Origin of the sequence: Bradyrhizobium sp. 134, assembly GCF_023074155.1 — a bacterium.
GTDB lineage: Bacteria > Pseudomonadota > Alphaproteobacteria > Rhizobiales > Xanthobacteraceae > Bradyrhizobium.
Genome location: NZ_JADPKX010000034.1, coordinates 159,785 through 180,934 on the forward strand (window position 1 = coordinate 159,785; position 21,150 = coordinate 180,934).

A 21,150-nucleotide genomic window follows, 5' to 3' on the forward strand; every position below is an offset into this window, starting at 1 on the left:
GTTTCCCACATATCGAATGGGTTCGGAGCCCGGATTGTTAGCCAAAATTTAGTCGGCAGACATCGGTATCCGAGATAGAATTTGACGAACCGGCGGCGTGGCGACCCTCATGCCGGACCGGACCAACCAACGGGAATTCGACCATGTCGGACCTAGACCGCAATTACGCTTCTCCTTTCGGCAGGGCCGCCGGGCGTGTTGACGCCGCGACGGTCGATGCCGGCCTGCGCGCCTACATGCTGCGCATCTACAACTACATGAGCATCGGCCTGGCCATCACCGGCTTGGCCGCGCTCGGCGTCTACATGGCCGCCGTGACGGATGTTCCGACCCCGGAAGCCGTCCGCGTCGGCAAGCTGTTCCTGACGCCGTTCGGCTACGCGATGTTCGTCAGCCCCCTGAAGTGGCTGTTCATGCTCGCGCCGCTCGCCATGGTGTTCGTGATCTCGGCGGGCATCAACCGTCTCGCTCCCTCGACCGCCCAGATCCTGTTCTGGGTGTTCGCGGCGCTGATGGGCGTCTCGCTGTCCTCGATCTTCCTGGTGTTCACGCACACCTCGATCGTGCGGGTGTTCTTCATCACCGCGGCGACCTTCGGCGCGCTCAGCCTCTACGGCTACACCACCAAGCGTGACATGAGCGGAATGGGTTCGTTCCTGTTCATGGGCCTGATCGGCATCGTCATCGCGAGCCTGGTGAACCTGTTCCTGGCGAGCTCGGTGCTGCAGTTCGTCGTGTCGGTGGTCGGCGTGCTGGTGTTCGCGGGCCTCACCGCCTGGGATACCCAGCGGCTGAAGAACGACTACATCTATGGCTACGCCTCGGCCGGCGGTGACATCGCAGAGCGTGCGGCCATCACCGGCGCGCTGTCGCTGTACCTGAACTTCATCAACCTGTTCACGCTGCTCCTGCAGCTCCTCGGCCAGCGCGACTAAGCGTCAGACCAGAGCGAACGACACCAGCCCCGGCCGAAAGGCCGGGGTTTTTGTTTGGGCGTGATGTTCCCTCAACCACCGCCATTGCGAGGAGCTCTTGCGACGAAGCAATCCAGAGTCCCTCCACGGACGCATTTCTGGATTGATTCGTCCCGCTCGCAATGGCGGCGTGGGGAGGCCGTTGCCTCTTCCAGTCGTCCCGGGAAGGCTCTAATCTTGCGGCATGTCCGCACCCGAAATCAGGCCCACCCTTGAGGCCGACCTGCCCGCCATCACCGCCATCTACCAGCAGGCTGTCCGCGAGGGCACCGCGACGTTCGAGCTGGAGCCGCCCGACCTCACCGAGATGACGCGCCGCTACCGCACGCTGATCGACGGCGGCTATCCCTATTTCGTCGCCATCCTCGACGGGCGCGTCGCCGGCTACGCCTATGCCGGCGCCTACCGGCCGCGGCCGGCCTACCGCTTCACGGTCGAGAACTCGATCTATCTCGATCCAGCATTCCACCGCCGTGGCCTCGGAGCGCTCCTGCTGGAGCGGTTGATCGTCGAATGCGAGGCGCGCGGCTTCCGCCAGATGATCGCCGTGATCGGCGATTCCGCCAATGCCGGCTCGATCGGCGTGCATACCAAGGGCGGCTTCAAGATGATCGGCACGCACCCCAGCGTCGGGCTCAAATTCGGCCGCTGGCTGGACACGGTGATGATGCAGCGAGATCTTGGCGAGGGCGCGAAGAGCGTGCCGACAAAATAGGTCTCGTTGGGTGGGCAAAGCGAAGCGTGCCCACCATCACCAACGCGTTTGACGAAAGATGGTGGGCACGGCGCGATGCGCCTTTGCCCACCCTACAGCACCGAGCGCGCCGCTACACCACCGCCAGCTTGCGATCGATCACCAGGAGCACGCGCTCCAGCTCGTGGCCGCGGCGCAGGATCAGGCCCGTCGCCGAGATCACGCTGTACATGCCCTGCTTGCGCGCGAGGCGCGGATCCTTCTCGATGCGATAGATCGGCACTTCCGAAGCGCGGCGAAAGACCGAGAACACGGCGCGATCCTTGAGGAAGTCGATGGCGTAGTCGCGCCACTCGCCGTCGGCGACCATCCGGCCGTAGAGATTGAGAATACGGTGCAGCTCGAGCCGGTTGAACGTTACGCGGCTCGGTTGCGCATTCGAAGCGGCGGGGCGCGCCGCCGCGCGCTGTTCGCTCGGATCGGCATCCTCCGACAGACTCATAGGCTGCCTCCTGTCGTATCAGCATGACCGCGTCCGCGAAGACCGTCCCCGGAACCGCGGATCATGACAGTTGCATGATCGCGCCAACTGTTCCCCACTGCAAGGGGCCCTGTAAGGACGTTGGACCGGAGCAAACCGCCCACACGCAGCGGTGGAACTCTGTCGCGGCAAACCGTCACGGGATTGTTAGCAGGAATCATAGTGTCGCCGCTTTTCCGCCAAGCGACTGCCGCCCTGCATTGCGAAAAGACCTGTGTGCGTTGACCCGGTCCTTTCGGTTCCGGATTCCTCAGCCCCCAGCCCCCCGGGGCCGTCAGGATCGGGTCTGTTCGCACGACAAGGAGGGCCAACGCGAGTTGGTCCTTTTTTGTTTGGGCCGGTTTTGTTTGTGTCGGGATGTTTCCGCCTCGACGGATCTCTTCCTCATCAGCGAGAACACTCCCTCCCCTCATCCTGAGGAGCCGCGAAGCGGCGTCTCGAAGGATCGAGGCCGAGCTGCCTCAGCAGGGCCTGCGTGGTTCGAGACGCGCGCAAGAGCGCGCTCCTCACCATGAGGATTGAGACTGTGCTTGAATCGGAAAATTCGAAGTGCGCGCGTTAGTGCAGCGACGTGTACGCCGCGCCCAGCATCGGGCCCGGCTTTTCCCGGCTGCCGTCCTGGACGTAGACCACAGCACCGTCGACGCCGTCGCGCGTGAGGTTCTCGATCGGCACCGTCCAGCTTTCCGGACGGCCGGTCCAGTCGCCGACCTTGAGCAGGTTGCGCACCACGTTGTGATAGATGACCTGCTGTCCGCGATTTTCACCGCGGCTGATCGCGATCGGCACCGACTTCGCAATCGAGCAGATCCAGACCTCGCCGTGGGACGCCGTCGGCTCCTTGCTCGCGGCCACCGAGACGTTGATCTGCTTGCCCGCGAGCGACATCGTCACCGGTACGCTCATCACACCAGTGCCCGCGTCAGTTTTGCCGATCGCGCTTTCGATGCCGGTGCGATCGCTGCCCACGACATGCGTGGAGCCGTTGACTACGACCTGCGGCGTGTAGACTTCGCGGTCGCCGCGCATGCGCGAATAGGCACGCTGCCGTGCAGAGAAGCGCGAATCGGCCAATGTGTCCTTCCAGCCGAGATAGTCCCAATAGTCGATCGGCATGCTCAGCGCGATGATCGAGGGATCGCGGGCGAGGTCGCCGATGATCTTGTCGGCCGGCGGGCAGGACGAGCAGCCCTGCGAGGTAAACAATTCGACAACGGCGCGGGGATCAGCCTCGGCAGGACGAATGACGGCGACGATCGCACAGAGACCAAGTGCACCCGACCAGAGGGCGCCGGACCAACGTGAAACCAGATGAGAAGCCGTCATTGTTGTCATGTCGAACGCCGCACACCATTGCTCGCGAGAGGGAAACCTTACCGCCGGATGGTCACCGTAGTCTTACGGGCCTCACGCATTCGTCCGCCACAGCAGCCTTCCAGGGCGTGAGGTTCTCCGCCGGGCGGGCCATCCGAAGCCTGCCGCAAACGCGTGAAGGCGGCCTTGTGATAGGCCGCCTTCGTGTAACCTACTACTCACTTCGCAGTGAGCCACCGTTCACAAATCCGCGCTTACGCCGCGAGCTTGCGCAGCACGTAGTGCAGGATGCCGCCGTTGCGGTAATATTCGAGCTCGTCCAGCGTATCGATGCGGCAGAGCAGCGAAACGCGCTGCAGCGAACCGTCGCCGGAGACGATCTCCGCGGTCAGCTTCTGGCGCGGCTTGAGGTCGCCGATGAGGCCGCGCAGCGTGACCTTCTCGTCGCCCTTCAGACCGAGCGACGACCAGGAGGTGCCGTCCTCGAATGTCAGCGGCAGCACGCCCATGCCGACCAGGTTGGAGCGGTGGATGCGCTCGAAGCTCTGGCAGATCACGGCACGCACGCCGAGCAGACGCGTGCCCTTCGCGGCCCAGTCGCGCGAGGAGCCGTTGCCGTATTCGGCGCCGGCGAACACCACCAGCGGCACCTGCTCCTGCTGGTACTTCATCGCGGCGTCGTAGATCGACATCTGCTCGCCGTCTGGCCAGTGTTTTGTCAGACCGCCCTCGGGGATATTTCCATCCGCGCCCTTGAGCATGAAGTTCTTGATGCGGATATTGGCGAAGGTGCCGCGCATCATGACTTCGTGGTTGCCGCGGCGCGTGCCGTACTGGTTGAAGTCGGCCGGACGCACCTGGTGCTCGCTGAGATATTTGCCGGCGGGCGAGGTGAGCTTGATCGAACCGGCCGGCGAGATGTGGTCGGTGGTGATCTTGTCGCCGAACATGGCAAGGATGCGGGCCTCGACGATGTCGGTGACCGGCTCCGGCTCCTTCTTCATGCCTTCGAAATAGGGCGGGTTCTGCACATAGGTCGAGCTCATGTTCCAGCGATAGGTCTCGCTCTCGACCGTCTTGATCTTGCGCCAGTTGGTGTCGCCCTTGAACACGTCGGCATACTTCTTCTTGAAGATCGACGCGGTCACGAACTTCTTCATGAAGGCGTTGATCTCCTTCGTCGTCGGCCAGATGTCCTTGAGGTACACCGGCTTGCCGTCCTTGCCTTCACCGAGCGGCTCGATGGCGAGGTTCTTGGTGACGGTGCCCGCGAGCGCATGAGCGACCACGAGCGGCGGCGAGGCGAGGTAGTTCGCCTGCACGTCCGGCGAGACACGGCCTTCGAAGTTGCGATTGCCGGAGAGCACCGCAGCCGCGACGATGCCGTTGTCGTTGATCGACTTCGAGATCTCCTCGGGCAGCGGACCGGAATTGCCGATGCAGGTGGTGCAGCCGAAACCGACCAGGTTGAAGCCGACCTTGTCGAGATCGGCCTGGAGACCGGAATCGGCGAGATAGGCCGCCACCACCTGGCTGCCGGGTGCCAGCGAGGTCTTCACCCACGGCTTTGCCTTGAGGCCCTTCGCGGCGGCGTTGCGCGCCAGCAGACCGGCGCCGATCAGCACGCTCGGGTTCGAGGTGTTGGTGCAGGAGGTGATCGCGGCGATCACGACGTCGCCATGGCCGATGTCGAACTTCTTGCCGTCGACGGCGAAGCGCTTCCCCGGCTCCTCGGCCTTCTTGTATTCGCTGGCGAGCGCGAGCGAGAAACCCTCGGGCACGGACGGCAGCGCAATGCGGCCTTCGGGGCGCTTCGGGCCGGCCATCGATGGCACGACGTCACCGAGGTCGAGCGTCAGCGTCTCCGTGAACACCGGATCGGGCGACTTGGCGGTGCGGAACAGTCCTTGCGCCTTCGCATAGGCCTGCACCAGCGCGACGCGCGCCGAGGCGCGGCCGGAGGTCTTGAGATAATCGAGCGCGGCGGCGTCGACCGGGAAGAAGCCGCAGGTCGCGCCATATTCGGGCGCCATGTTGGCGATCGTCGCCTTGTCGGCGACCGAAAGATGATCGAGGCCGGGGCCGAAGAACTCGACGAACTTGCCGACGACGCCAAGTTTGCGCAGCATCTGCGTCACGGTCAGCACGAGATCGGTCGCGGTGACGCCTTCCTTCATCGCGCCCTTCAGCTTGAAGCCGACGACGTTGGGCAACAGCATCGACAGCGGCTGGCCGAGCATGCAGGCTTCGGCCTCGATGCCGCCGACGCCCCAGCCGAGCACGGCGAGACCGTTGACCATGGTGGTGTGGGAATCGGTGCCGACCAGCGAGTCGGGATAGGCGACCTCGAAGGTGCCGGTCTTCTTGCCGACCGTCATCTTCTCCTTCTTGGTCCAGACCGTCTGGGAGAGATATTCGAGATTGACCTGGTGGCAGATGCCGGTGCCGGGCGGCACGACGGAGAAGTTCGAGAACGCCTTCTGGCCCCATTTCAGGAACTCGTAGCGCTCCTGGTTCTGCTTGTATTCCTCGGTTACGTTCTTGCCGAAGGCCTTGTTGTCACCGAAGAAGTTCACGATCACGGAGTGGTCGATGACGAGATCGACCGGCACCAGCGGATTGATCTTCTCGGCATCGCCGCCGAGCTTCTGCATCGCATTGCGCATCGCGGCGAGATCGACCACGGCGGGGACTCCGGTGAAGTCCTGCATCAGCACGCGCGCCGGGCGGAAGGCGATCTCATGCTCCAGCGACTTCTTGCGCAGCCATTTCGACACCGCGACGATGTCTTCCTTCTTGACCGAGCGGCCGTCCTCGTTGCGGAGCAGGTTCTCGAGCAGGACCTTCATCGAATAGGGGAGTTTCGAAATTCCCTTCAGACCATTCTTCTCGGCCGTGGGCAGGCTGTAATAGACATAGGTCTTGGCGCCGACCTTGAGGGTCTTTTTGCATTTGAAGCTGTCGAGCGAGGTCATGTAGGAAATCCCAATTGTTAGTTATACCCGGCAGGGTATTTTAACACCGTCAGCGTAGTCAGGCTGAGTCGCTTGCAGGGGCAGGTTGAGTTGCTGCATCAAGTAGTTCCGGGCTTATAGAAGCTTTCTAACCGCGCCGCCACAGCCACAAACGTGCCGCGGCAATCCGCGAGCCAAAAATTCCCATACGCTACCCCAAGTTTTCCTGAGGCCTGACGTTGAGCGGGTTGGTACGAGGCGAGATGCAGCTTTCCGGACATGGGGTCATTTGCGTGCGGGGCGGCCGCGAGGTGTTTTCCGGGCTCGATTTCGGGGCCGTCTCCGGCGAAGCCGTGGCGGTCGTCGGCCGCAATGGATCGGGCAAGACCTCGCTGCTGCGGCTGATCGCGGGCCTGCTCATTCCGGCGGGCGGCACGATCGCGCTGGACGGAGGCGATTCCGAGCTGACATTGCCGGAGCAATGCCACTATCTCGGCCATCGCGACGCCCTGAAGCCGGCGCTGAGCGTGGCGGAGAATCTGACATTCTGGGCCGATTTTCTCGGCGGGGAGCGTTTCGATGCCGGCGAGAGCCTCGCCACCGTCGGGCTCGACCATGCCGCCGATCTGCCCGCCGCCTTCCTGTCCGCCGGCCAGCGCCGCCGGCTCTCGCTGGCCCGCCTGCTGACCGTCCGCCGGCCGGTCTGGCTATTGGACGAGCCGACCACGGCGCTGGATGTCGCGGGCCAGGACATGTTTTCCGGATTGATGCGCGAGCACCTCGGCCGCGGCGGCCTGATCATCGCCGCCACCCACGCCCCGCTCGGGATCGATTCGCGGGAGCTGCGGATCGGGGGGACGGCATGATTCCCGTGGACCCTCAGCTTTTCGAGCGGCCGGTCGCCGCTCTCGCACCCGGGACGCAGTCGTCGCCGCGGGCTCCCTCGCCTCTCCCGCTTGCGGGAGAGGTCGGCGCGCAGCGCCGGGTGAGGGTTCTCTCCGCTGGGGGAATCTTCGTTGTCGAGACACCCTCTCCCCAACCCTCCCCCGCAAGCGGGGGAGGGATCGCACCGTGCCTCAGGCACGATGGGAGCCCCCCATGACCGCCCTGTCTGCCCTCATTCGCCGGGACATCCGGATCGCGCTCCGCGTCGGCGGCGGGGCGTTGATTGGCGTGCTGTTCTTCCTGACCGTGGTGGTGCTGATGCCGTTTGCGGTGGGGCCGGATCTGGCACTGCTGTCGCGGCTCGGGCCGGCGATCCTGTGGCTGGGGGCGCTGCTGGCGAGCCTGCTGACGCTGGACCGGCTGTTCATGGCTGACCACGAGGACGGCTCGCTCGACCTGATCACGATGAGCCGGACGCCGCTGGAACTCGCCTGCGCGGCGAAGGCGCTGGCGCATTGGCTGGCCGCCGGCCTGCCGCTGATCGTCGCAACCCCCGTGCTCGGCCTGCTGCTCAACCTCGACATGGTCGCAACCGGCGCGGTAGCGCTGACGCTGCTCGCCGGCACCCCGGCGCTGACGTTTACCGGCATGATCGGCGCAGCGCTGGCGGTGACGCTGCATCGTGGCGGCTTGCTGATGGCGGTCCTGGTGCTGCCGCTGTCGATACCGGTGCTGATCTTCGGCGTCGCGGCCTCGCAGGCGGCAATCGTCGGCCCCATGACATTCGGCGCGCCGTTCTCGATCCTGTGCGCGCTGTCGCTGGTCAGCCTCGTAATCGGGCCCTTCGCGGCTGCGGCGAGCCTGAAGCATGGGCTGGATTGAGATGGACTGGACTGACCTTGACCCCGATCAACTTTCGCTGCGGACTTTCGTGCTGATTGCGTGAGCGCTTACCTGTGATTATCAGGATACCATGACGCTGATCGACCTCGCCAACCCCACACGGTTCCTCGCGCTGACGGCGCGGCTGCTGCCATGGCTTGCGGCTGCGACAATCATCCTGCTCGCGATCGGGCTCTATCAGTCCGCCACCGCGCCCGACGACTATCAGCAGGGCGCGACCGTGAAGATCATGTTCATCCACGTGCCCAATGCCTGGCTGTCGATGTTCGTGTGGGGCGTGATGAGCATCGCCTCGCTGGGCACGCTGGTGTGGCGGCATCCGCTCGCCGACGTCGCCGCCAAAGCGGCTGCTCCGATCGGTGCCAGCTTCACCTTCCTTGCGCTGCTGACGGGCTCGCTGTGGGGCCGGCCGATGTGGGGCACCTATTGGGAATGGGACGCGCGGCTGACCTCGGTGCTGATCCTGTTCCTGATGTATCTCGGCCTGATGGCGCTGTGGCGCGCCGTCGACGATCCCTCCCGCGCGGCGCGCGCCGCCGCCGTGCTGACGCTGGTCGGCGCGCTCAACCTGCCGATCATCAAGTTCTCGGTCGACTGGTGGAACACGCTGCACCAGCCGGCCTCGGTGATGCGGATGGGCGGCTCGTCGCTCGACAAATCCTTTTTGATTCCGCTGCTGGTGATGGCGATCGCGTTCACCCTGCTGTTCGTCACGCTGCATCTGGCGGCGATGCGCAACGAGATCTTGCGTCGACGCGTGCGGTCCCTGCAGATGATGCAGGCGAGCCGTGTGGTGTTTTCAGAAGTCGGCACCGGCTCGCGCGAGGGCAGCACGTCAAAAGAAGCTGGGGCTGCATGATCATGTCGCTCGGTCCCTACGCGTCTTTCATCGTGACGTCCTATGCCGCGGCCGGCCTCGTGGTCGTGATCCTGATCGGCTGGATCGTGCTCGATTATCGTAGCCAGACACAGCGCCTGCGCGAGCTCGAGCGCAGCGGCGTGACCCGCCGCTCCGGCCGTAGCGCGACGGATCGGCCATGAGAGATCGAGCATGAGAGATCAATCATGAGCGAGCAATCGACCTCCGCTCCGCCGCAGCGCCGCACCTTCCTGATGGTGCTGCCGCTGATTGCGTTCATCGGCCTGGCGTTGCTGTTCTGGTTCCGGCTCGGCAGCGGCGATCCCTCGCGGATCCCTTCCGCGCTGATCGGACGGCCCGTGCCGCAAACCATGCTGCCGCCGCTCGAGGGATTGCAGGCTGACAACACGCAGATCCCCGGCCTCGATCCCGCTGCGTTCAAGGGCAAGGTCAGCCTCGTCAATGTCTGGGCGTCCTGGTGCGTGCCGTGCCACGACGAGGCGCCGCTGCTGACCGAGTTGGCAAAAGACAAACGCTTCCAGCTTGTCGGCATCAACTACAAGGATGCCGCCGACAATGCGCGGCGCTTCCTGGGGCGCTACGGCAACCCGTTCGGCCACGTCGGCGTCGATGCCAATGGCCGCGCCTCGATCGAATGGGGCGTCTATGGCGTGCCCGAGACTTTCGTCGTCGGTCGCGAAGGCACCATCGTCTACAAGCTGGTCGGGCCGATCACGCCGGAGAACTTGCGGACGGTGCTGTTGCCGCAGATGGAGAAGGCGTTGAAGGCGGCCGGGAGCTAGCTCTGTCGTCAGTGTGAGAAACCCCAAAGACCGCTGTCATGCCCCGGCTTGACCGGGGCATCCAGTACGCCGCAGCTCCTCCGTACCTCACGACTGTCTCTGGAATACTGGATCGCCCGGTCAAGCCGGGCGATGACAGCCGAGTATGTAGCTGCGCTGGGCTCGCAATGACGATTTGAGAGACATTACCCCTTCCTCACATCGCCCGCCTCGGCCTCGCTGGCTTCCAGCGACGCCGGCTCGAGGTGGTAGCGCTTGGTCAGCGGCATCTGGGCGATGGCGAAGATCATGGTGATCGGCGTGACGCCGAACACCTTGAAGTTGACCCAGAAGTCCGTGCTCTGGGTGCGCCAGACGATCTCGTTCAAGACCGCCATGCCGGCGAAGAAAAGCGCCCAGCGCAGCGTGAGGATGCGCCAGCCCTGCGGCGTCAAATTGAACATCTGGTCGAACATCACGGCGATGAAGGAGCGGCCGAACAACAGGCCGCCGCCGAGGATCGCGGCGAACAAAGCGTAGATGATGGTCGGCTTGAGCTTGATGAAGGTCTCGTCATGCAGCACCAGGGTCAGCGTGCCGAACACCAGCACGATGACGCCTGTCACGATTGCCATGATCGGGATGTGGCGCGTCACCACATAGGAGGCGATCATCGCCGCGACGATCGCGACCATGAAGGCGCCGGTCGCGGCGAACAGATTGAACTTCGCATTCACGAAGAAGAACACGAGCAGCGGGCCAAGCTCGGTGGCAAGCTTGAACAACGGATGCGGCTGGGTCTTGTCCATTCTTCAGCTTTCGATTCCGGCTATCGCGCGGGCGAAATCACGCGCGGTGAACGGCGCGAGATCGTCGACGCCTTCGCCGACGCCGATGAAATGCACCGGCAGTTTGAATTTCTCCGCGAGCGCCACCAGAATGCCGCCGCGGGCGGTGCCGTCGAGCTTGGTCATCACGAGGCCGGTGACCCCGGCGGTGCGATGGAAGGCCTCGACCTGCGATAGCGCGTTCTGGCCGACAGTGGCGTCCAGCACAAGCAGCACCGCATGAGGCGCAGTCGCGTCCACCTTGCGGATGACGCGCACGACCTTTTCGAGCTCGTTCATCAGCTCGGCCTTGTTCTGAAGCCGCCCGGCGGTGTCGATCAGGAGCACGTCGATGGCCTGCTCCTTCGCCGCCGTCAGCGCATTGAAGGCGAGGCTCGCCGAATCCGAGCCTTGCGCACCTGATATGACGGGCGTCCTCGTGCGTTCGCCCCAGACCTTGAGCTGTTCGATCGCCGCTGCGCGAAACGTGTCGCCGGCGGCCAGCATCACCTTGCGGCCTTCGGACGCGAATTTTTGCGAGAGTTTTCCGATGGTGGTGGTCTTGCCGGAGCCATTGACGCCGACCACGAGGATGACGAACGGCTTCTTGCCGGCGTCGATCTCGAGCGGCTTGGCCACCGCCGCCAGTACCTTCTCGACCTCGGTCGCGACGACGTCCTTGACCTCGTCCGCCGAGATCGCCTTGTCGTAGCGTCCCGTGCCAACCGCATCCGCGATCCGCACCGCGACCGAGGTGCCGAGGTCGGCGCGCAGCAGCACGTCCTCGATGTCGTCGAGCATGGCGCGGTCGAGCTTGCGCTTGGTGACGAGGTCGGCGACCGCGGTCCCGAGCGAGGACGAGGTGCGCTTCAGCCCGTCGGAGAGGCGGCGCCACCAGCTCAGCTTGGGGGTCTCGGGGGTGGTATCGTTCATGGTGGCGGTGTGTTAGCCGTTCCGGCTCGCAAACGAAAGTCTTGACCGAAAGTCCTGCAATTGCTCGATGTTCCCGAATTGACGGCCGAGGAAATCCTGGCGCGCGTGCTCCATCGCGACGGATTGATGCTGGTCATCGACAAGCCGGCCGGCCTGCCGGTGCATCGCGGACCCAAGGGCGGCGCGAACCTCGAAACCTCCTTCGACGCGCTCCGTTTCGGCCTGCCGCGGCCGCCGGTGCTGGCCCACCGGTTGGACAAGGACACCTCGGGTTGCCTCGTGCTCGGCCGCCATCGCAAGGCGACGGCCTCGCTCGGCCTGCTGTTCAAGCATGGCAAGATCGGCAAGACCTACTGGACCATCGTCGAGGGCGGCCCCACCGAGGACGAAGGCACCATCGACATGCCCCTCGGGCGACTGAACGCCGAACGCGGCTGGTGGCAAAAGCCCGATCCCGAGGGCCAGAAGGCCATCACCAACTGGAAGGTGATGGGCCGGGGCGACGGCCTGACTTGGCTCGCCATGGAACCGGTGACCGGGCGGACCCATCAATTGCGGGTGCATTCGTCGGCGACCGGCTGGCCGATCTTCGGCGATAACATTTACGGCAACGGCCCGCGCTTCGGCGAGCCGAAGCTGCACCTGCATTCCCGCGAGATCGTGGTACCGATCTCCCGCAACAAGGAGCCGGTCCGCGTGGTGGCGCCGGCCCCGCCACACATGCACGAGCGGCTCCGCGCCTGCGGGTGGAACGGGGAGTAGCCCAACTGCTCGCCCCTCATGGTGAGGAGGCCGCGCAGCGCTGCCTATAGTTTACGAAACGTTCAGTGCTCGTCGCTAATGATAGCGGTTGCTTAGAACAAGCTTCCGTCAATCTGCTCAGGACGAGCTGCGCGTCATGTCCACGGCCGAGTTATCGATCATCGACGAGGTCGAGTCCGCGCTTCGGACTGGCTCGGCGGAAAAGGGCCTGGCAACAGCCCGCCGCGTCACCGACCTGTTCCTGTCCTCCGCCGGCAGTTTCGACGACGAGCAGATCGCACTGTTTGACGACGTGCTCGATCGGCTGATCGGCACCATCGAGCTCCGCGCCATCGCCGACATGGGCGCGCGCGTTGCTCTCGCCGAGATCAGCGCGCAGCTCGCGCCGATCGCGCAGGCGCCGCCATCGGTCATTCGCCGGCTCGCCAACAATGACGAAATCCGCATCGCTGGTCCCGTGCTGCAGGAATCCGCGCGCCTCGACGACGGCGCGCTGGTGCAGATCGCCTCGAGCAAGGGCGAGCCGCATCTGCTCGCGGTCGCCGGACGCTGGTGGCTGAAGGAGATCGTCACCGATGCATTGCTGGCGCGGCGCTATCCCAGCGTCAGCCGCCGGCTCGCCGCCAATCCCGGCGCGCGCGTGTCCGGCAACGGATTCGCCGTCATCGTCGGACAGGCCGAGGCCGACCCCGAGCTCGCGGTCAGCGTTGGCGTCCGCGTCGATCTGCCGTCAGACCTGCGCCGTCAATTGCTGCGCTCGGCAACGGACGCCGTGCGGACCCGGCTGTTGTCGCGCGCGCCGCCGCATCTGTTCGAGGAGATCCAGACCGCGATCGCAGCCGTCACCGTCGGTGTCGAGCGCGAGATGTCGGGGGTCCGCGATTTCGAAGGTGCCAAGCGCGCCGTCGCAGGCCTGAAGGCGACCGGCCAGCTCGGCGAAGCGACGCTGCTCGGCTTCGCAACGCAGCGGCGTTATGAAGAAGCGGTGGCCGCATTGGCCGCATTGTCGGGATCGACCGTCGAAGTGATTCGCCCGCTGATGCAAAGCCTGCGCGAGGACGGCCTGCTGGTGCCGTGCAAGGCGGCGCAGCTCAGCTGGGAAACCACCGCCGCCGTGCTCCAAAGCCGCTTTGCGAGCGGCGCGATGAAACCGGCCGACATCGCAAGGGCTCAAAGCCATTACGCGCGCATGACCCCGGAGAATGCGCGGCGGACGCTGCGGTTCTGGCAGGTGCGGGCGTTGTAGGCTGTTTGGGGCGCGCTGCTTCTCCACCCTCGGTGTCGTCCCGGCGAAGGCCGGGACCCATAACCACAGGGAGAAGTTTGGCGACGACGGTCCGTTACTCTGCTTGGTTGGGACAAGCACCGCGGATCACCGATAGATCACGCGGTATGGGTCCCGGCCTTCGCCGGGACGACGCTGGAGGTACAGCGCGTCGTCACTCGCCGCAACGAGGCTAAGCAGTCAGCCGCGCGCCATCACGACCGGCGATCCGCAGCGGCACGATGCGGCCCACACGCTCGCCCGCAATCGCGACTGGCAGATAATGCTCCGTCCGTCCCTGACCGTCGCTCTCGATCAGCACCTCACGCGTGGCCCCGATCTCGGCTTGCAGCCGCTGCAGAAGCGCAGCCTCACCGGCCGAGCGCAGCCGCTTCGACCGCTCCTTGATTGCGCCGCCCGCAACCTGCGGCATCCGCGCGGCCGGCGTGCCGGGACGCGGCGAATAGGGGAAGACGTGGAGGAACGTCAGGCCGCATTCCTCGACCAGGTCGAGCGAGCGCGAGAACATCTCCTCGGTCTCGGTCGGAAAGCCCGCAATGATGTCGGCGCCCAGCGCGATGTCCGGGCGCAGGCGACGGACCTGGTCGCAGAACGCGATGGCGTCGCCGCGCGTATGCCGCCGCTTCATGCGCTTCAAGATCATGTCGTCGCCGGACTGCAGCGACAGGTGCAGATGCGGCATCAGCCGCGAATCCTCAGCGATGGCATCCAACAGATCGCTGTCAGCCTCGATCGAATCGATCGAGGAGATGCGCAGGCGCCTCAGCTCCGGCACGTGCCGCAAAATCTGCTTCGTCAGCAGGCCGAGTTTCGGCGTACCCGGCAGGTCGGCGCCGTAGCTGGTGAGATCGACGCCGGTAAGCACGATCTCGGCATGGCCGCGCGCGACCAACGCCTGGACCTGATCGACCACCGCGCCCATCGGCACCGAGCGCGAATTGCCGCGCCCGAACGGAATGATGCAGAAAGTGCAGCGATGGTCGCAGCCGTTCTGCACCTGCACGAACACGCGCGGCAGGCCGCTCGCGAAGCCGTCGATGAGATGCGGCGCCATCTCCTTCACCGCCATGATGTCGCTGACGGCGATTTTTTCGCTCGCACCGAGATCGAACGCCGCACGCGCCTCGCGCCATGCGGACGACCGCATCTTGTCGTCATTGCCGACGACGCGATCTACCTCGGCCATCTCGGCGAACATGCCGCTTTGCGTCTGCGCCGCGCAACCGGTGACGACGATGCGCGCTGCCGGCCGCTCGCGTTTCAGCTTGCGGATCGACTGGCGCGCCTGCGCCACCGCTTCGTTGGTGACGGCGCAGCTGTTGATGACGATGGTATCTGAAAGGCCTGCGCCCTCGGCCTCGCGGCGGATCACCTCGGCCTCAAAGGCGTTGAGGCGGCAGCCGAAGGTGACGATGTCGACGCTCATCACCCGACCGGCGCGAACAGCGCCGGATCGAAACGGCCTTCATATTCGAAAGTCGCTGTGCCCGTCATCAGCACGTGATCGTCGCGCTCGCGCCATTCGATCCCGAGCTTGCCGCCGGGCAGCGCGATCTCGACATTGCGCTCGGCGCGCTTCAGCCGCGCCGCCGCAACCGCCGTGGCACATGCGGCCGAGCCGCAGGCCCTGGTCAGGCCGGCGCCGCGCTCCCAGGTGCGGATCGTGATCTGCTGGGGATCGACGATATGGGCGAGCGTGATGTTGGCGCGCTCCGGAAAGATCGGATGGTTCTCCAGCAGCGGACCGAAACGCTCGAGATCGTAGGCGTTGACGTCATCGACCCAGAAGATCGCATGCGGATTGCCCATGCTGACGACCGAGGGCGAATGCAGGATCGGATTGTCGATCGGGCCGATCTGCAATTCGATGTAGCGGGTGTCGCGGAATTCCTGGTCGAGCGGAATGTCCTGCCAGCCGAATTTCGGCGCGCCCATGTCCACCGTATAAAGATCCGGCGCGGGACCCTGCCAGGCATTGAGCAGGCCCGCGGCCGTCTCGAACGTCACATTGGTCTGGCCGGTCTTCTCGAAGACGCGCCGCACCACGCAGCGCATGCCGTTGCCGCAGGCGCCGGCCTCGGAGCCGTCACAGTTGTAGATGCTGATGAAAGCTTCGGTGCCGTCGAAGCGCGGCTTCTGCAGCACCATGAGCTGGTCGTAGGGCACACCGCCTCGCGCCGATGCCACCGCACGGGCGTCGTCCGGGGTGACCGTGGTGGCGGAATCGCGCATGTCGACAACGACGATCTCGTTGCCGATGCCGTTCATCTTGGCAAATGCGTGGTTGGCCAGCGCGCTCATGAAAATTCCCGAATTTCGCCTGCCTTATATGGCGATCCTTGGCCCTCTTGGCCAGTGATTTGCCGACAAGAGCCAGGACGCTGCCATGACGCATCTGTCATGGGACGAATTCGGCGCTCGCGTGTTAGAACGGCGAAATTCGCGCAACCGGGACATGCGGCCGGATTAAGGCCTCGGGGACGTAAGGCCTTGGCGGATAAGCTATTGGGGAGAATAAAAATGTTCAGGTTTCGTCGTCTCGCTTTGGCCGCGCTGATTCCGGCAGCGGCCTTGTCGTTTGGTCTGTCGGCCACGCTGGCCCAAACGCCGAGCCCGGCGCCGGCCGCATCGGCGAGCCCCTCGCCGGCCCCGTCGGCTTCGCCCTCCCCGGCCGCGAGCGCTGCACCCGTGGCCACGCCCTCGCCGGCGGCCAGCGCCTCGCCAAGCCCTTCAACGTCGCCTGCAGCGTCCCCTGCAACCTCGCCCTCGCCCGCAGCCAGTGCCTCACCGAGCCCCGCCCCGCCGCCCGCTGCAGCCGCGACGCCGGCTCCCGTGCAGACGGCTGATCCGTTCGGACAGGAGACCACGCTCGAGCCCAGGAAGGTCGTGATGGTCAAGGGCACTGCCAATTGGGACTCGGCCTTCGACACGCTGATCGACGCCTTCAAGGCGCTGAACACGCTGCTGGACAAGCAGGGCATCAAGCACGCCGGCAATTCAATGATCGTCTACACCTCGACCGACGACACCGGCTTCACCTTCCTGGCCGAGATCCCGGTCGAGCAGGACCCGAAGAACCTGCCCAAGGACATGAGCGTCGGCAAATCGCCGGAGGGCAAGGCGCTGAAATTCGTCCATCGCGGCTCCTACGACAACATGGACAACACCTATGAGGCGATCACCAATCACCTCGACGACAAGAAGCTGGAAGCCAAGGACACCTTCATCGAGGAATACCTCACCGATCCCCTGAAGACGGCCGAGGACAAGCTCGTGATCAATGTATTCGTGCCGCTGAAGTGAGACCGATGAAAAAGCCTGCCATCCTTTTGACCTCCCTTGTTACGTCCTTTGCCGCCGCGATGCTGGCAACGCCTGCGCTTGCCGACGATTTTCCGTCCGCGATTTCGGTGAGCGGCGAAGCCACGATCTCCGCCGCGCCTGATCTGGCGCAGATCGACGCCGGCGTCGCCAACGACGCCAAGTCTGCGAAGGAAGCGTCCGACGCCAACAACGCCGCGATGGGCAAGGTGCTGCTGGCGCTGAAGGGCGCAGGCATTGACGAGAAGGATTACCAGACCTCGCGGCTGTCGCTGCAGCCGCAATACGGCCAGAACAAATCCACCGGCGCCTCGCCCGTGGTCGGCTTCCGCGCGTCAAACCGCGTCATCGTGAAGATCCGCGACGTGACCAAAGTCGCCGCCATCATCGACACGCTGGTCGGCGCCGGCGCCAACGATATCGGCAACATCTCCTTCGAGGTGACGCAGGCCTCGAAACTACTCGACGATGCCCGCGAGAAGGCCGTCGCAGACGCCCGCCGCAAAGCGGAGATCTACGCCAAGGCCACCGGCGTCACGCTCGGCGCGCCGCTCAGCGTGTCCGAAGGCGGCGCCCCGATGCCGCTGTTCAAGGGACGCATGGCCGCAGCGCCGATGGCCGCAGGCGGCGCGGCCGTTGCGCCCGGCGAGGAAACGCTGGCGGTGACGGTGAATGTGAGTTGGGCGATCAAGGCGAAAGAGCAGTAGGCGCAGCTGCCGCGACAGACTCCATTGTCGTCCCGGCGAAGCTAAATCTCCACCACCTGCCCCGGCTTCATCGCCACGAACCGCTCCTGCGGCACCTTTGCGGCGTCGAGCGCCTCGCCCAGCGCCTTCGCCGGCGCATCGATTGCTTCATCGGTCAGCTGAAACGTGCCGTGATGATGCCCCAGTGCGGCTTGCGCGCCGCAATCCGCGAGCGCCTTCACCGCGTCTTCCGGGTTCATGTGCTGATCGCGCATGAACCAGCGCGGCTCGTAGGCGCCGATCGGGAGGATCGCCAGGCGCAACGGGCCGTGCTTCTCGGCGACACGGCGGAAATGCCCGCCATCGCCATAGCCGGAATCGCAGACGACGTAGATTTTCCCCGCAGGCGTTTCCAGCACGAAACTCGCCCACAGCGCCTTGTTGCGATCGAACATGCCGCGCGCCGACCAGTGCCGGGTCGGCACCAGCGTCACGGCGATGCCGCCGCCGAGCTCGACGCGATCGTGCCAGTCGAACGCTTCCACCTTGATCGTCGCATCGGTGCTGCGCATCGTGACGTCATTGCCGAGCGGGGTCACCACACGCGGGGCAAAATTCTTGGCGAGCCGCGACAGCGTCGCCATGTCGAGATGATCGTAATGGCCGTGCGAGACCAGCACGACATCGATCATCGGCAGCTTGTCGAACGCAATGCCGGGATCGTTGTGCCGCTTCGGCCCGGCGAAGCTGACGGGCGAGACCCGCGACGACCAGACGGGATCGACGAGAATATTGAGGCCGCCGGTCTGGATCAGCCAGCTGGCGTGGCCGACGAAAGAGAGCCGCACCTTGTCGCCGTCGACGCGGTCCGGCGGGGTGTCGGCATGGGGGCTCGGCGCCCAATCCGGCCAGCTCGCGCGCTGCCGCTTGCCGCCGAATTGCCAGCGCAGGACCTCCCGAAGCGATTTCGGCGGCACGCCGTCCGGATCGAAGAAGTTCAGGCCGTCGAAATGGTCGGAGACCGGGCCGTCATAGGTTTTCATGCGGGACATCCAAAGGGAGGGCACGCCGACCAATGCGCCGGCACCGGCGAGCAGTCCGAAAAGGCGGCGGCGGGTGATCGGCACGGTTCTGGCTTCAGGGACGGTCGGAGGGGCGGGACATCAAGCTGTCATATGGGCCGGCCCCGATGAAAAGGAACCCACGGCCGAAAGAACTTTGTTTTCAGTAGTTTGCTCTGGCAATAGCGCTCCGCGCCCCTAACTTTCCTTGACTTTCGGGCGGCAGCGGCGTTTAACCCGGCCACTTTCTCGGAAAGGCTTTCTTTTCGACCCGCCCACTGGCCCCAGAGGCCAGAGGCCAACGCCCGACAGCGCTGTGCGCCCTCGGGCGTAAAGGTGTTTGGATTTTCTGCTCCCTCCTCCGCGCATGCGGGCAGAGGTGAAAAAGGACAACGGCATTGTTCGACAATCTGTCGGAACGGCTTGGCGGCATTCTCGATCGTCTGACGGGGCGCGGTGCGCTGACCGAAAAGGACGTCGACGCCGCGATGCGCGAGGTGCGCCGCGCGCTGCTGGAAGCCGACGTGGCTCTCGAGGTGGTGCGCAGCTTCACCGAGCGGGTCCGCGAGCAGGCGATCGGCGCCACCGTCGTCAAGTCGGTGACCCCAGGCCAGATGGTGGTCAAGATCGTCCACGACGAGCTGATCAACACGCTCGGCGCCGAAAGCCAGACCATCGACATCAATTCCGTGCCGCCGGTGCCGATCATGATGGTCGGCCTGCAAGGCTCCGGCAAGACCACCACCACCGCAAAGCTCGCCCGTCGCATGGTCCAGCGCGACAAGCGCAAGGTGCTGATGGCATCGCTCGACATCTACCGTCCCGCGGCGATGGAGCAGCTGGCCGTCCTGGGCCGCGACCTCGACATTCCGACGCTGCCGATCATCGCCGGCCAGCAGCCGGCGCAGATCGCAAAGCGCGCGCTCGAGGCCGGCAAGCTCGGCGGCTACGACGTCGTGCTGCTCGACACGGCCGGCCGCACCACGCTCGACGAAGAGATGATGGCGGAAGCAGCCGCGATCAAAGCCGCCGCAAATCCGCATGAAGTGCTGCTGGTGGCGGACAGCCTCACCGGCCAGGACGCCGTCAACCTCGCGCGCGCCTTCGACGAGCGCGTCGGCCTCACCGGCATCGTGCTGACACGAGTCGACGGCGACGGCCGGGGCGGCGCCGCGCTGTCGATGCGCGCGGTGACCGGCAAGCCGATCAAGCTGCTCGGCACCGGTGAAAAGACGGACGCGCTGGAGGATTTCCATCCCGACCGTATCGCCGGCCGCATCCTCGGCATGGGCGACGTCGTGTCGCTGGTCGAACGCGCCGCCGCCAACATCGATGCCGAAAAGGCCGCGCGCACCGCCGAGCGGATGCGCAAGGGTCAGTTCGACCTCAACGACATGCGCGAGCAGCTGTCGCAGATGGCCAATATGGGCGGCATCAGCGGGCTGATGGGCATGATGCCCGGCATCGCCAAGATGAAGAACCAGATCGCGGCCGCCGGCATCGACGACAAGATCTTGAAGCGCCAGGTCGCGGTGATCGATTCCATGACGCGCGACGAGCGCCGTCATCCCGATCTGCTCAAGGCCAGCCGCAAGAAGCGCATCGCCGCAGGTTCCGGCCAGAGCGTCGAGCAGGTCAACAAGCTGCTCAAGATGCACCGGAACATGGCCGACATGATGAAGGCCATGGGCTCCGGCAAGCGCGGTCCGCTCGCCGGCATCGCGCAGGCGATGGGCTTTGGCGGCGGCATGAAGCCGCCTTCGCCGGAAGAGATGAAGGCGCTGCAGGAGAAGATGCAGGGTGGCGGCGGACAAGGTCTGCCCAGCCTGCCGAAGGATTTACCTGCCGGACTGCGCCAGGGTCTGCCGAACGTTCCGGGTCTGACCGGGCTAAGCGGCAAGCCGATGCTGCCGGGCCTCGGCGGTTTCTCCGGCAAGAAGAAATGAGGAATTCGTCGCGGGAGATCGCAACGGTCTCGCGCAACGCGGAATACCAATCAACCGAACAAAACGTACTTTGAAGGAGAACTTAGATGTCCGTCGTTATCCGTCTCGCCCGCGCCGGCACCAAGAAGCGCCCCGTCTATCACGTCGTCGTCGCCGATTCGCGCTTCCCCCGCGATGGCCGCTTCATCGAGCGTCTCGGCTATTTCAACCCGCTGCTGCCGAAGGACAACGAGACCCGGCTGAAGCTCGACATGGACAAGGTGAAGGCGTGGCTCGCCAAGGGCGCGCAGCCGTCGGACCGTGTGTCGCGCTTCCTCGACGCCGCCGGCGTCAAGAAGCGCGAAGTGCGCAACAATCCGGAGAAGGCCGTGCCGCGCAAGGAGCGCAAGGCGCAGGCCGAAGCCGCCGCGAAGGGTTAAGGCG

Annotated in this window: 21 protein-coding genes; 13 read left to right on the forward strand and 8 right to left on the reverse strand. The window is 65.1% G+C overall.

Annotated elements, in window-relative coordinates; translation table 11 throughout:
- Positions 1-143 precede the first annotated feature (143 nt).
- Both IVA75_RS10380 and IVA75_RS10385 read left to right on the forward strand, forming a co-directional pair.
- A complete protein-coding gene (locus IVA75_RS10380; RefSeq protein WP_007598855.1) occupies positions 144-935 on the forward strand; it encodes a Bax inhibitor-1/YccA family protein in 792 nt (263 codons plus the stop codon).
- Between the two features lie 223 nt (positions 936-1,158).
- Positions 1,159-1,689, forward strand: a complete 531-nt coding sequence (locus tag IVA75_RS10385) for a GNAT family N-acetyltransferase (protein WP_247284923.1) — start codon at positions 1,159-1,161, stop codon at positions 1,687-1,689.
- A 112-nt stretch (positions 1,690-1,801) separates the two neighbouring features.
- On the opposite strand, the gene IVA75_RS10390 is transcribed toward IVA75_RS10385, so the two are convergent.
- The 3 genes from IVA75_RS10390 to acnA all read right to left on the reverse strand — a co-directional run bounded on the left by IVA75_RS10390 (position 1,802) and on the right by acnA (position 6,498).
- On the reverse strand, positions 1,802-2,170 hold the full coding sequence (locus tag IVA75_RS10390; protein WP_027566393.1) for a DUF2794 domain-containing protein: 369 nt from the start codon (positions 2,168-2,170) through the stop codon (positions 1,802-1,804).
- A gap of 597 nt (positions 2,171-2,767) precedes the next feature.
- Positions 2,768-3,544, reverse strand: a complete 777-nt coding sequence (locus IVA75_RS10395; protein ID WP_247284924.1) for a DUF1223 domain-containing protein — start codon at positions 3,542-3,544, stop codon at positions 2,768-2,770.
- A 233-nt stretch (positions 3,545-3,777) separates the two neighbouring features.
- On the reverse strand, positions 3,778-6,498 hold the full coding sequence (gene acnA, locus IVA75_RS10400) for an aconitate hydratase AcnA (protein ID WP_027566391.1): 2,721 nt from the start codon (positions 6,496-6,498) through the stop codon (positions 3,778-3,780).
- A 242-nt stretch (positions 6,499-6,740) separates the two neighbouring features.
- Here acnA and ccmA point away from each other — a divergent pair, with 242 nt between their 5' ends.
- From ccmA to IVA75_RS10425, 5 genes are all read left to right on the forward strand, one after another.
- A complete protein-coding gene (ccmA, locus tag IVA75_RS10405; protein WP_247284925.1) occupies positions 6,741-7,343 on the forward strand; it encodes a heme ABC exporter ATP-binding protein CcmA in 603 nt (200 codons plus the stop codon).
- A gap of 232 nt (positions 7,344-7,575) precedes the next feature.
- Positions 7,576-8,244 (forward strand): heme exporter protein CcmB, encoded by a 669-nt coding sequence (gene ccmB, locus IVA75_RS10410; RefSeq protein ID WP_106945554.1) that lies wholly within the window; start codon positions 7,576-7,578, stop codon positions 8,242-8,244.
- A 91-nt stretch (positions 8,245-8,335) separates the two neighbouring features.
- Entirely contained in the window at positions 8,336-9,124 is a 789-nt protein-coding gene (locus tag IVA75_RS10415) for a heme ABC transporter permease (protein WP_247284926.1), read from the forward strand.
- Positions 9,121-9,306: a heme exporter protein CcmD gene (ccmD, locus tag IVA75_RS10420; protein WP_247284927.1), complete on the forward strand. Its 186-nt coding sequence runs from the start codon at positions 9,121-9,123 to the stop codon at positions 9,304-9,306. Before IVA75_RS10415 ends, ccmD begins: the two co-directional genes overlap by 4 nt.
- A gap of 24 nt (positions 9,307-9,330) precedes the next feature.
- Entirely contained in the window at positions 9,331-9,927 is a 597-nt protein-coding gene (locus IVA75_RS10425) for a DsbE family thiol:disulfide interchange protein (RefSeq protein WP_247284928.1), read from the forward strand.
- A 185-nt stretch (positions 9,928-10,112) separates the two neighbouring features.
- On the opposite strand, the gene IVA75_RS10430 is transcribed toward IVA75_RS10425, so the two are convergent.
- A complete protein-coding gene (locus tag IVA75_RS10430; protein ID WP_007598838.1) occupies positions 10,113-10,715 on the reverse strand; it encodes a septation protein A in 603 nt (200 codons plus the stop codon).
- Between the two features lie 3 nt (positions 10,716-10,718).
- Positions 10,719-11,666: a signal recognition particle-docking protein FtsY gene (gene ftsY, locus IVA75_RS10435; RefSeq protein WP_247284929.1), complete on the reverse strand. Its 948-nt coding sequence runs from the start codon at positions 11,664-11,666 to the stop codon at positions 10,719-10,721.
- Positions 11,667-11,726: 60 nt separating this feature from the next.
- Here ftsY and IVA75_RS10440 point away from each other — a divergent pair, with 60 nt between their 5' ends.
- The gene (locus IVA75_RS10440) at positions 11,727-12,428 is read left to right on the forward strand and encodes an RNA pseudouridine synthase (protein WP_247284930.1); all 702 of its coding nucleotides are present in this window, start codon (positions 11,727-11,729) and stop codon (positions 12,426-12,428) included.
- 136 nt (positions 12,429-12,564) lie between these two features.
- Positions 12,565-13,674: a DUF2336 domain-containing protein gene (locus IVA75_RS10445; RefSeq protein ID WP_027566384.1), complete on the forward strand. Its 1,110-nt coding sequence runs from the start codon at positions 12,565-12,567 to the stop codon at positions 13,672-13,674.
- A gap of 211 nt (positions 13,675-13,885) precedes the next feature.
- Here the strand turns inward: IVA75_RS10445 and mtaB are convergent, their stop codons facing one another.
- Both mtaB and dapF read right to left on the reverse strand, forming a co-directional pair.
- Positions 13,886-15,139: a tRNA (N(6)-L-threonylcarbamoyladenosine(37)-C(2))-methylthiotransferase MtaB gene (gene mtaB / locus IVA75_RS10450; RefSeq protein ID WP_247284931.1), complete on the reverse strand. Its 1,254-nt coding sequence runs from the start codon at positions 15,137-15,139 to the stop codon at positions 13,886-13,888.
- Positions 15,139-16,014, reverse strand: coding sequence for a diaminopimelate epimerase (gene dapF, locus IVA75_RS10455; RefSeq protein ID WP_247284932.1), 876 nt, complete (start codon positions 16,012-16,014; stop codon positions 15,139-15,141). The genes mtaB and dapF overlap by 1 nt, the downstream gene beginning before the upstream one ends.
- A gap of 219 nt (positions 16,015-16,233) precedes the next feature.
- On the opposite strand from dapF, the gene IVA75_RS10460 reads away from it, so the two are divergent.
- Together IVA75_RS10460 and IVA75_RS10465 are read left to right on the forward strand one after the other, a co-directional pair.
- Positions 16,234-17,016, forward strand: coding sequence for a GyrI-like domain-containing protein (locus IVA75_RS10460; protein WP_247284933.1), 783 nt, complete (start codon positions 16,234-16,236; stop codon positions 17,014-17,016).
- A 5-nt stretch (positions 17,017-17,021) separates the two neighbouring features.
- Positions 17,022-17,741: an SIMPL domain-containing protein gene (locus IVA75_RS10465; RefSeq protein ID WP_247284934.1), complete on the forward strand. Its 720-nt coding sequence runs from the start codon at positions 17,022-17,024 to the stop codon at positions 17,739-17,741.
- 41 nt (positions 17,742-17,782) lie between these two features.
- On the opposite strand, the gene IVA75_RS10470 is transcribed toward IVA75_RS10465, so the two are convergent.
- Positions 17,783-18,847 (reverse strand): MBL fold metallo-hydrolase, encoded by a 1,065-nt coding sequence (locus tag IVA75_RS10470; RefSeq protein WP_247284935.1) that lies wholly within the window; start codon positions 18,845-18,847, stop codon positions 17,783-17,785.
- A gap of 332 nt (positions 18,848-19,179) precedes the next feature.
- On the opposite strand from IVA75_RS10470, the gene ffh reads away from it, so the two are divergent.
- A complete protein-coding gene (gene ffh / locus IVA75_RS10475) occupies positions 19,180-20,727 on the forward strand; it encodes a signal recognition particle protein (protein WP_247284936.1) in 1,548 nt (515 codons plus the stop codon).
- 86 nt (positions 20,728-20,813) lie between these two features.
- On the forward strand, positions 20,814-21,146 hold the full coding sequence (rpsP, locus tag IVA75_RS10480) for a 30S ribosomal protein S16 (protein WP_007598827.1): 333 nt from the start codon (positions 20,814-20,816) through the stop codon (positions 21,144-21,146).
- Positions 21,147-21,150 lie beyond the last annotated feature (4 nt).

Coding starts and splice junctions, on each gene's coding strand:
- IVA75_RS10380 (WP_007598855.1), top strand. CDS start 144: ATGTCGGACCTAGACCGCAATTACGCTTCTCCTTTCGGCAGGGCCGCC.
- IVA75_RS10385 (WP_247284923.1), top strand. CDS start 1,159: ATGTCCGCACCCGAAATCAGGCCCACCCTTGAGGCCGACCTGCCCGCC.
- IVA75_RS10390 (WP_027566393.1), bottom strand. CDS start 2,170: ATGAGTCTGTCGGAGGATGCCGATCCGAGCGAACAGCGCGCGGCGGCG.
- IVA75_RS10395 (WP_247284924.1), bottom strand. CDS start 3,544: ATGACAACAATGACGGCTTCTCATCTGGTTTCACGTTGGTCCGGCGCC.
- acnA (WP_027566391.1), bottom strand. CDS start 6,498: ATGACCTCGCTCGACAGCTTCAAATGCAAAAAGACCCTCAAGGTCGGC.
- ccmA (WP_247284925.1), top strand. CDS start 6,741: ATGCAGCTTTCCGGACATGGGGTCATTTGCGTGCGGGGCGGCCGCGAG.
- ccmB (WP_106945554.1), top strand. CDS start 7,576: ATGACCGCCCTGTCTGCCCTCATTCGCCGGGACATCCGGATCGCGCTC.
- IVA75_RS10415 (WP_247284926.1), top strand. CDS start 8,336: ATGACGCTGATCGACCTCGCCAACCCCACACGGTTCCTCGCGCTGACG.
- ccmD (WP_247284927.1), top strand. CDS start 9,121: ATGATCATGTCGCTCGGTCCCTACGCGTCTTTCATCGTGACGTCCTAT.
- IVA75_RS10425 (WP_247284928.1), top strand. CDS start 9,331: ATGAGCGAGCAATCGACCTCCGCTCCGCCGCAGCGCCGCACCTTCCTG.
- IVA75_RS10430 (WP_007598838.1), bottom strand. CDS start 10,715: ATGGACAAGACCCAGCCGCATCCGTTGTTCAAGCTTGCCACCGAGCTT.
- ftsY (WP_247284929.1), bottom strand. CDS start 11,666: ATGAACGATACCACCCCCGAGACCCCCAAGCTGAGCTGGTGGCGCCGC.
- IVA75_RS10445 (WP_027566384.1), top strand. CDS start 12,565: ATGTCCACGGCCGAGTTATCGATCATCGACGAGGTCGAGTCCGCGCTT.
- mtaB (WP_247284931.1), bottom strand. CDS start 15,139: ATGAGCGTCGACATCGTCACCTTCGGCTGCCGCCTCAACGCCTTTGAG.
- dapF (WP_247284932.1), bottom strand. CDS start 16,014: ATGAGCGCGCTGGCCAACCACGCATTTGCCAAGATGAACGGCATCGGC.
- IVA75_RS10460 (WP_247284933.1), top strand. CDS start 16,234: ATGTTCAGGTTTCGTCGTCTCGCTTTGGCCGCGCTGATTCCGGCAGCG.
- IVA75_RS10465 (WP_247284934.1), top strand. CDS start 17,022: ATGAAAAAGCCTGCCATCCTTTTGACCTCCCTTGTTACGTCCTTTGCC.
- rpsP (WP_007598827.1), top strand. CDS start 20,814: ATGTCCGTCGTTATCCGTCTCGCCCGCGCCGGCACCAAGAAGCGCCCC.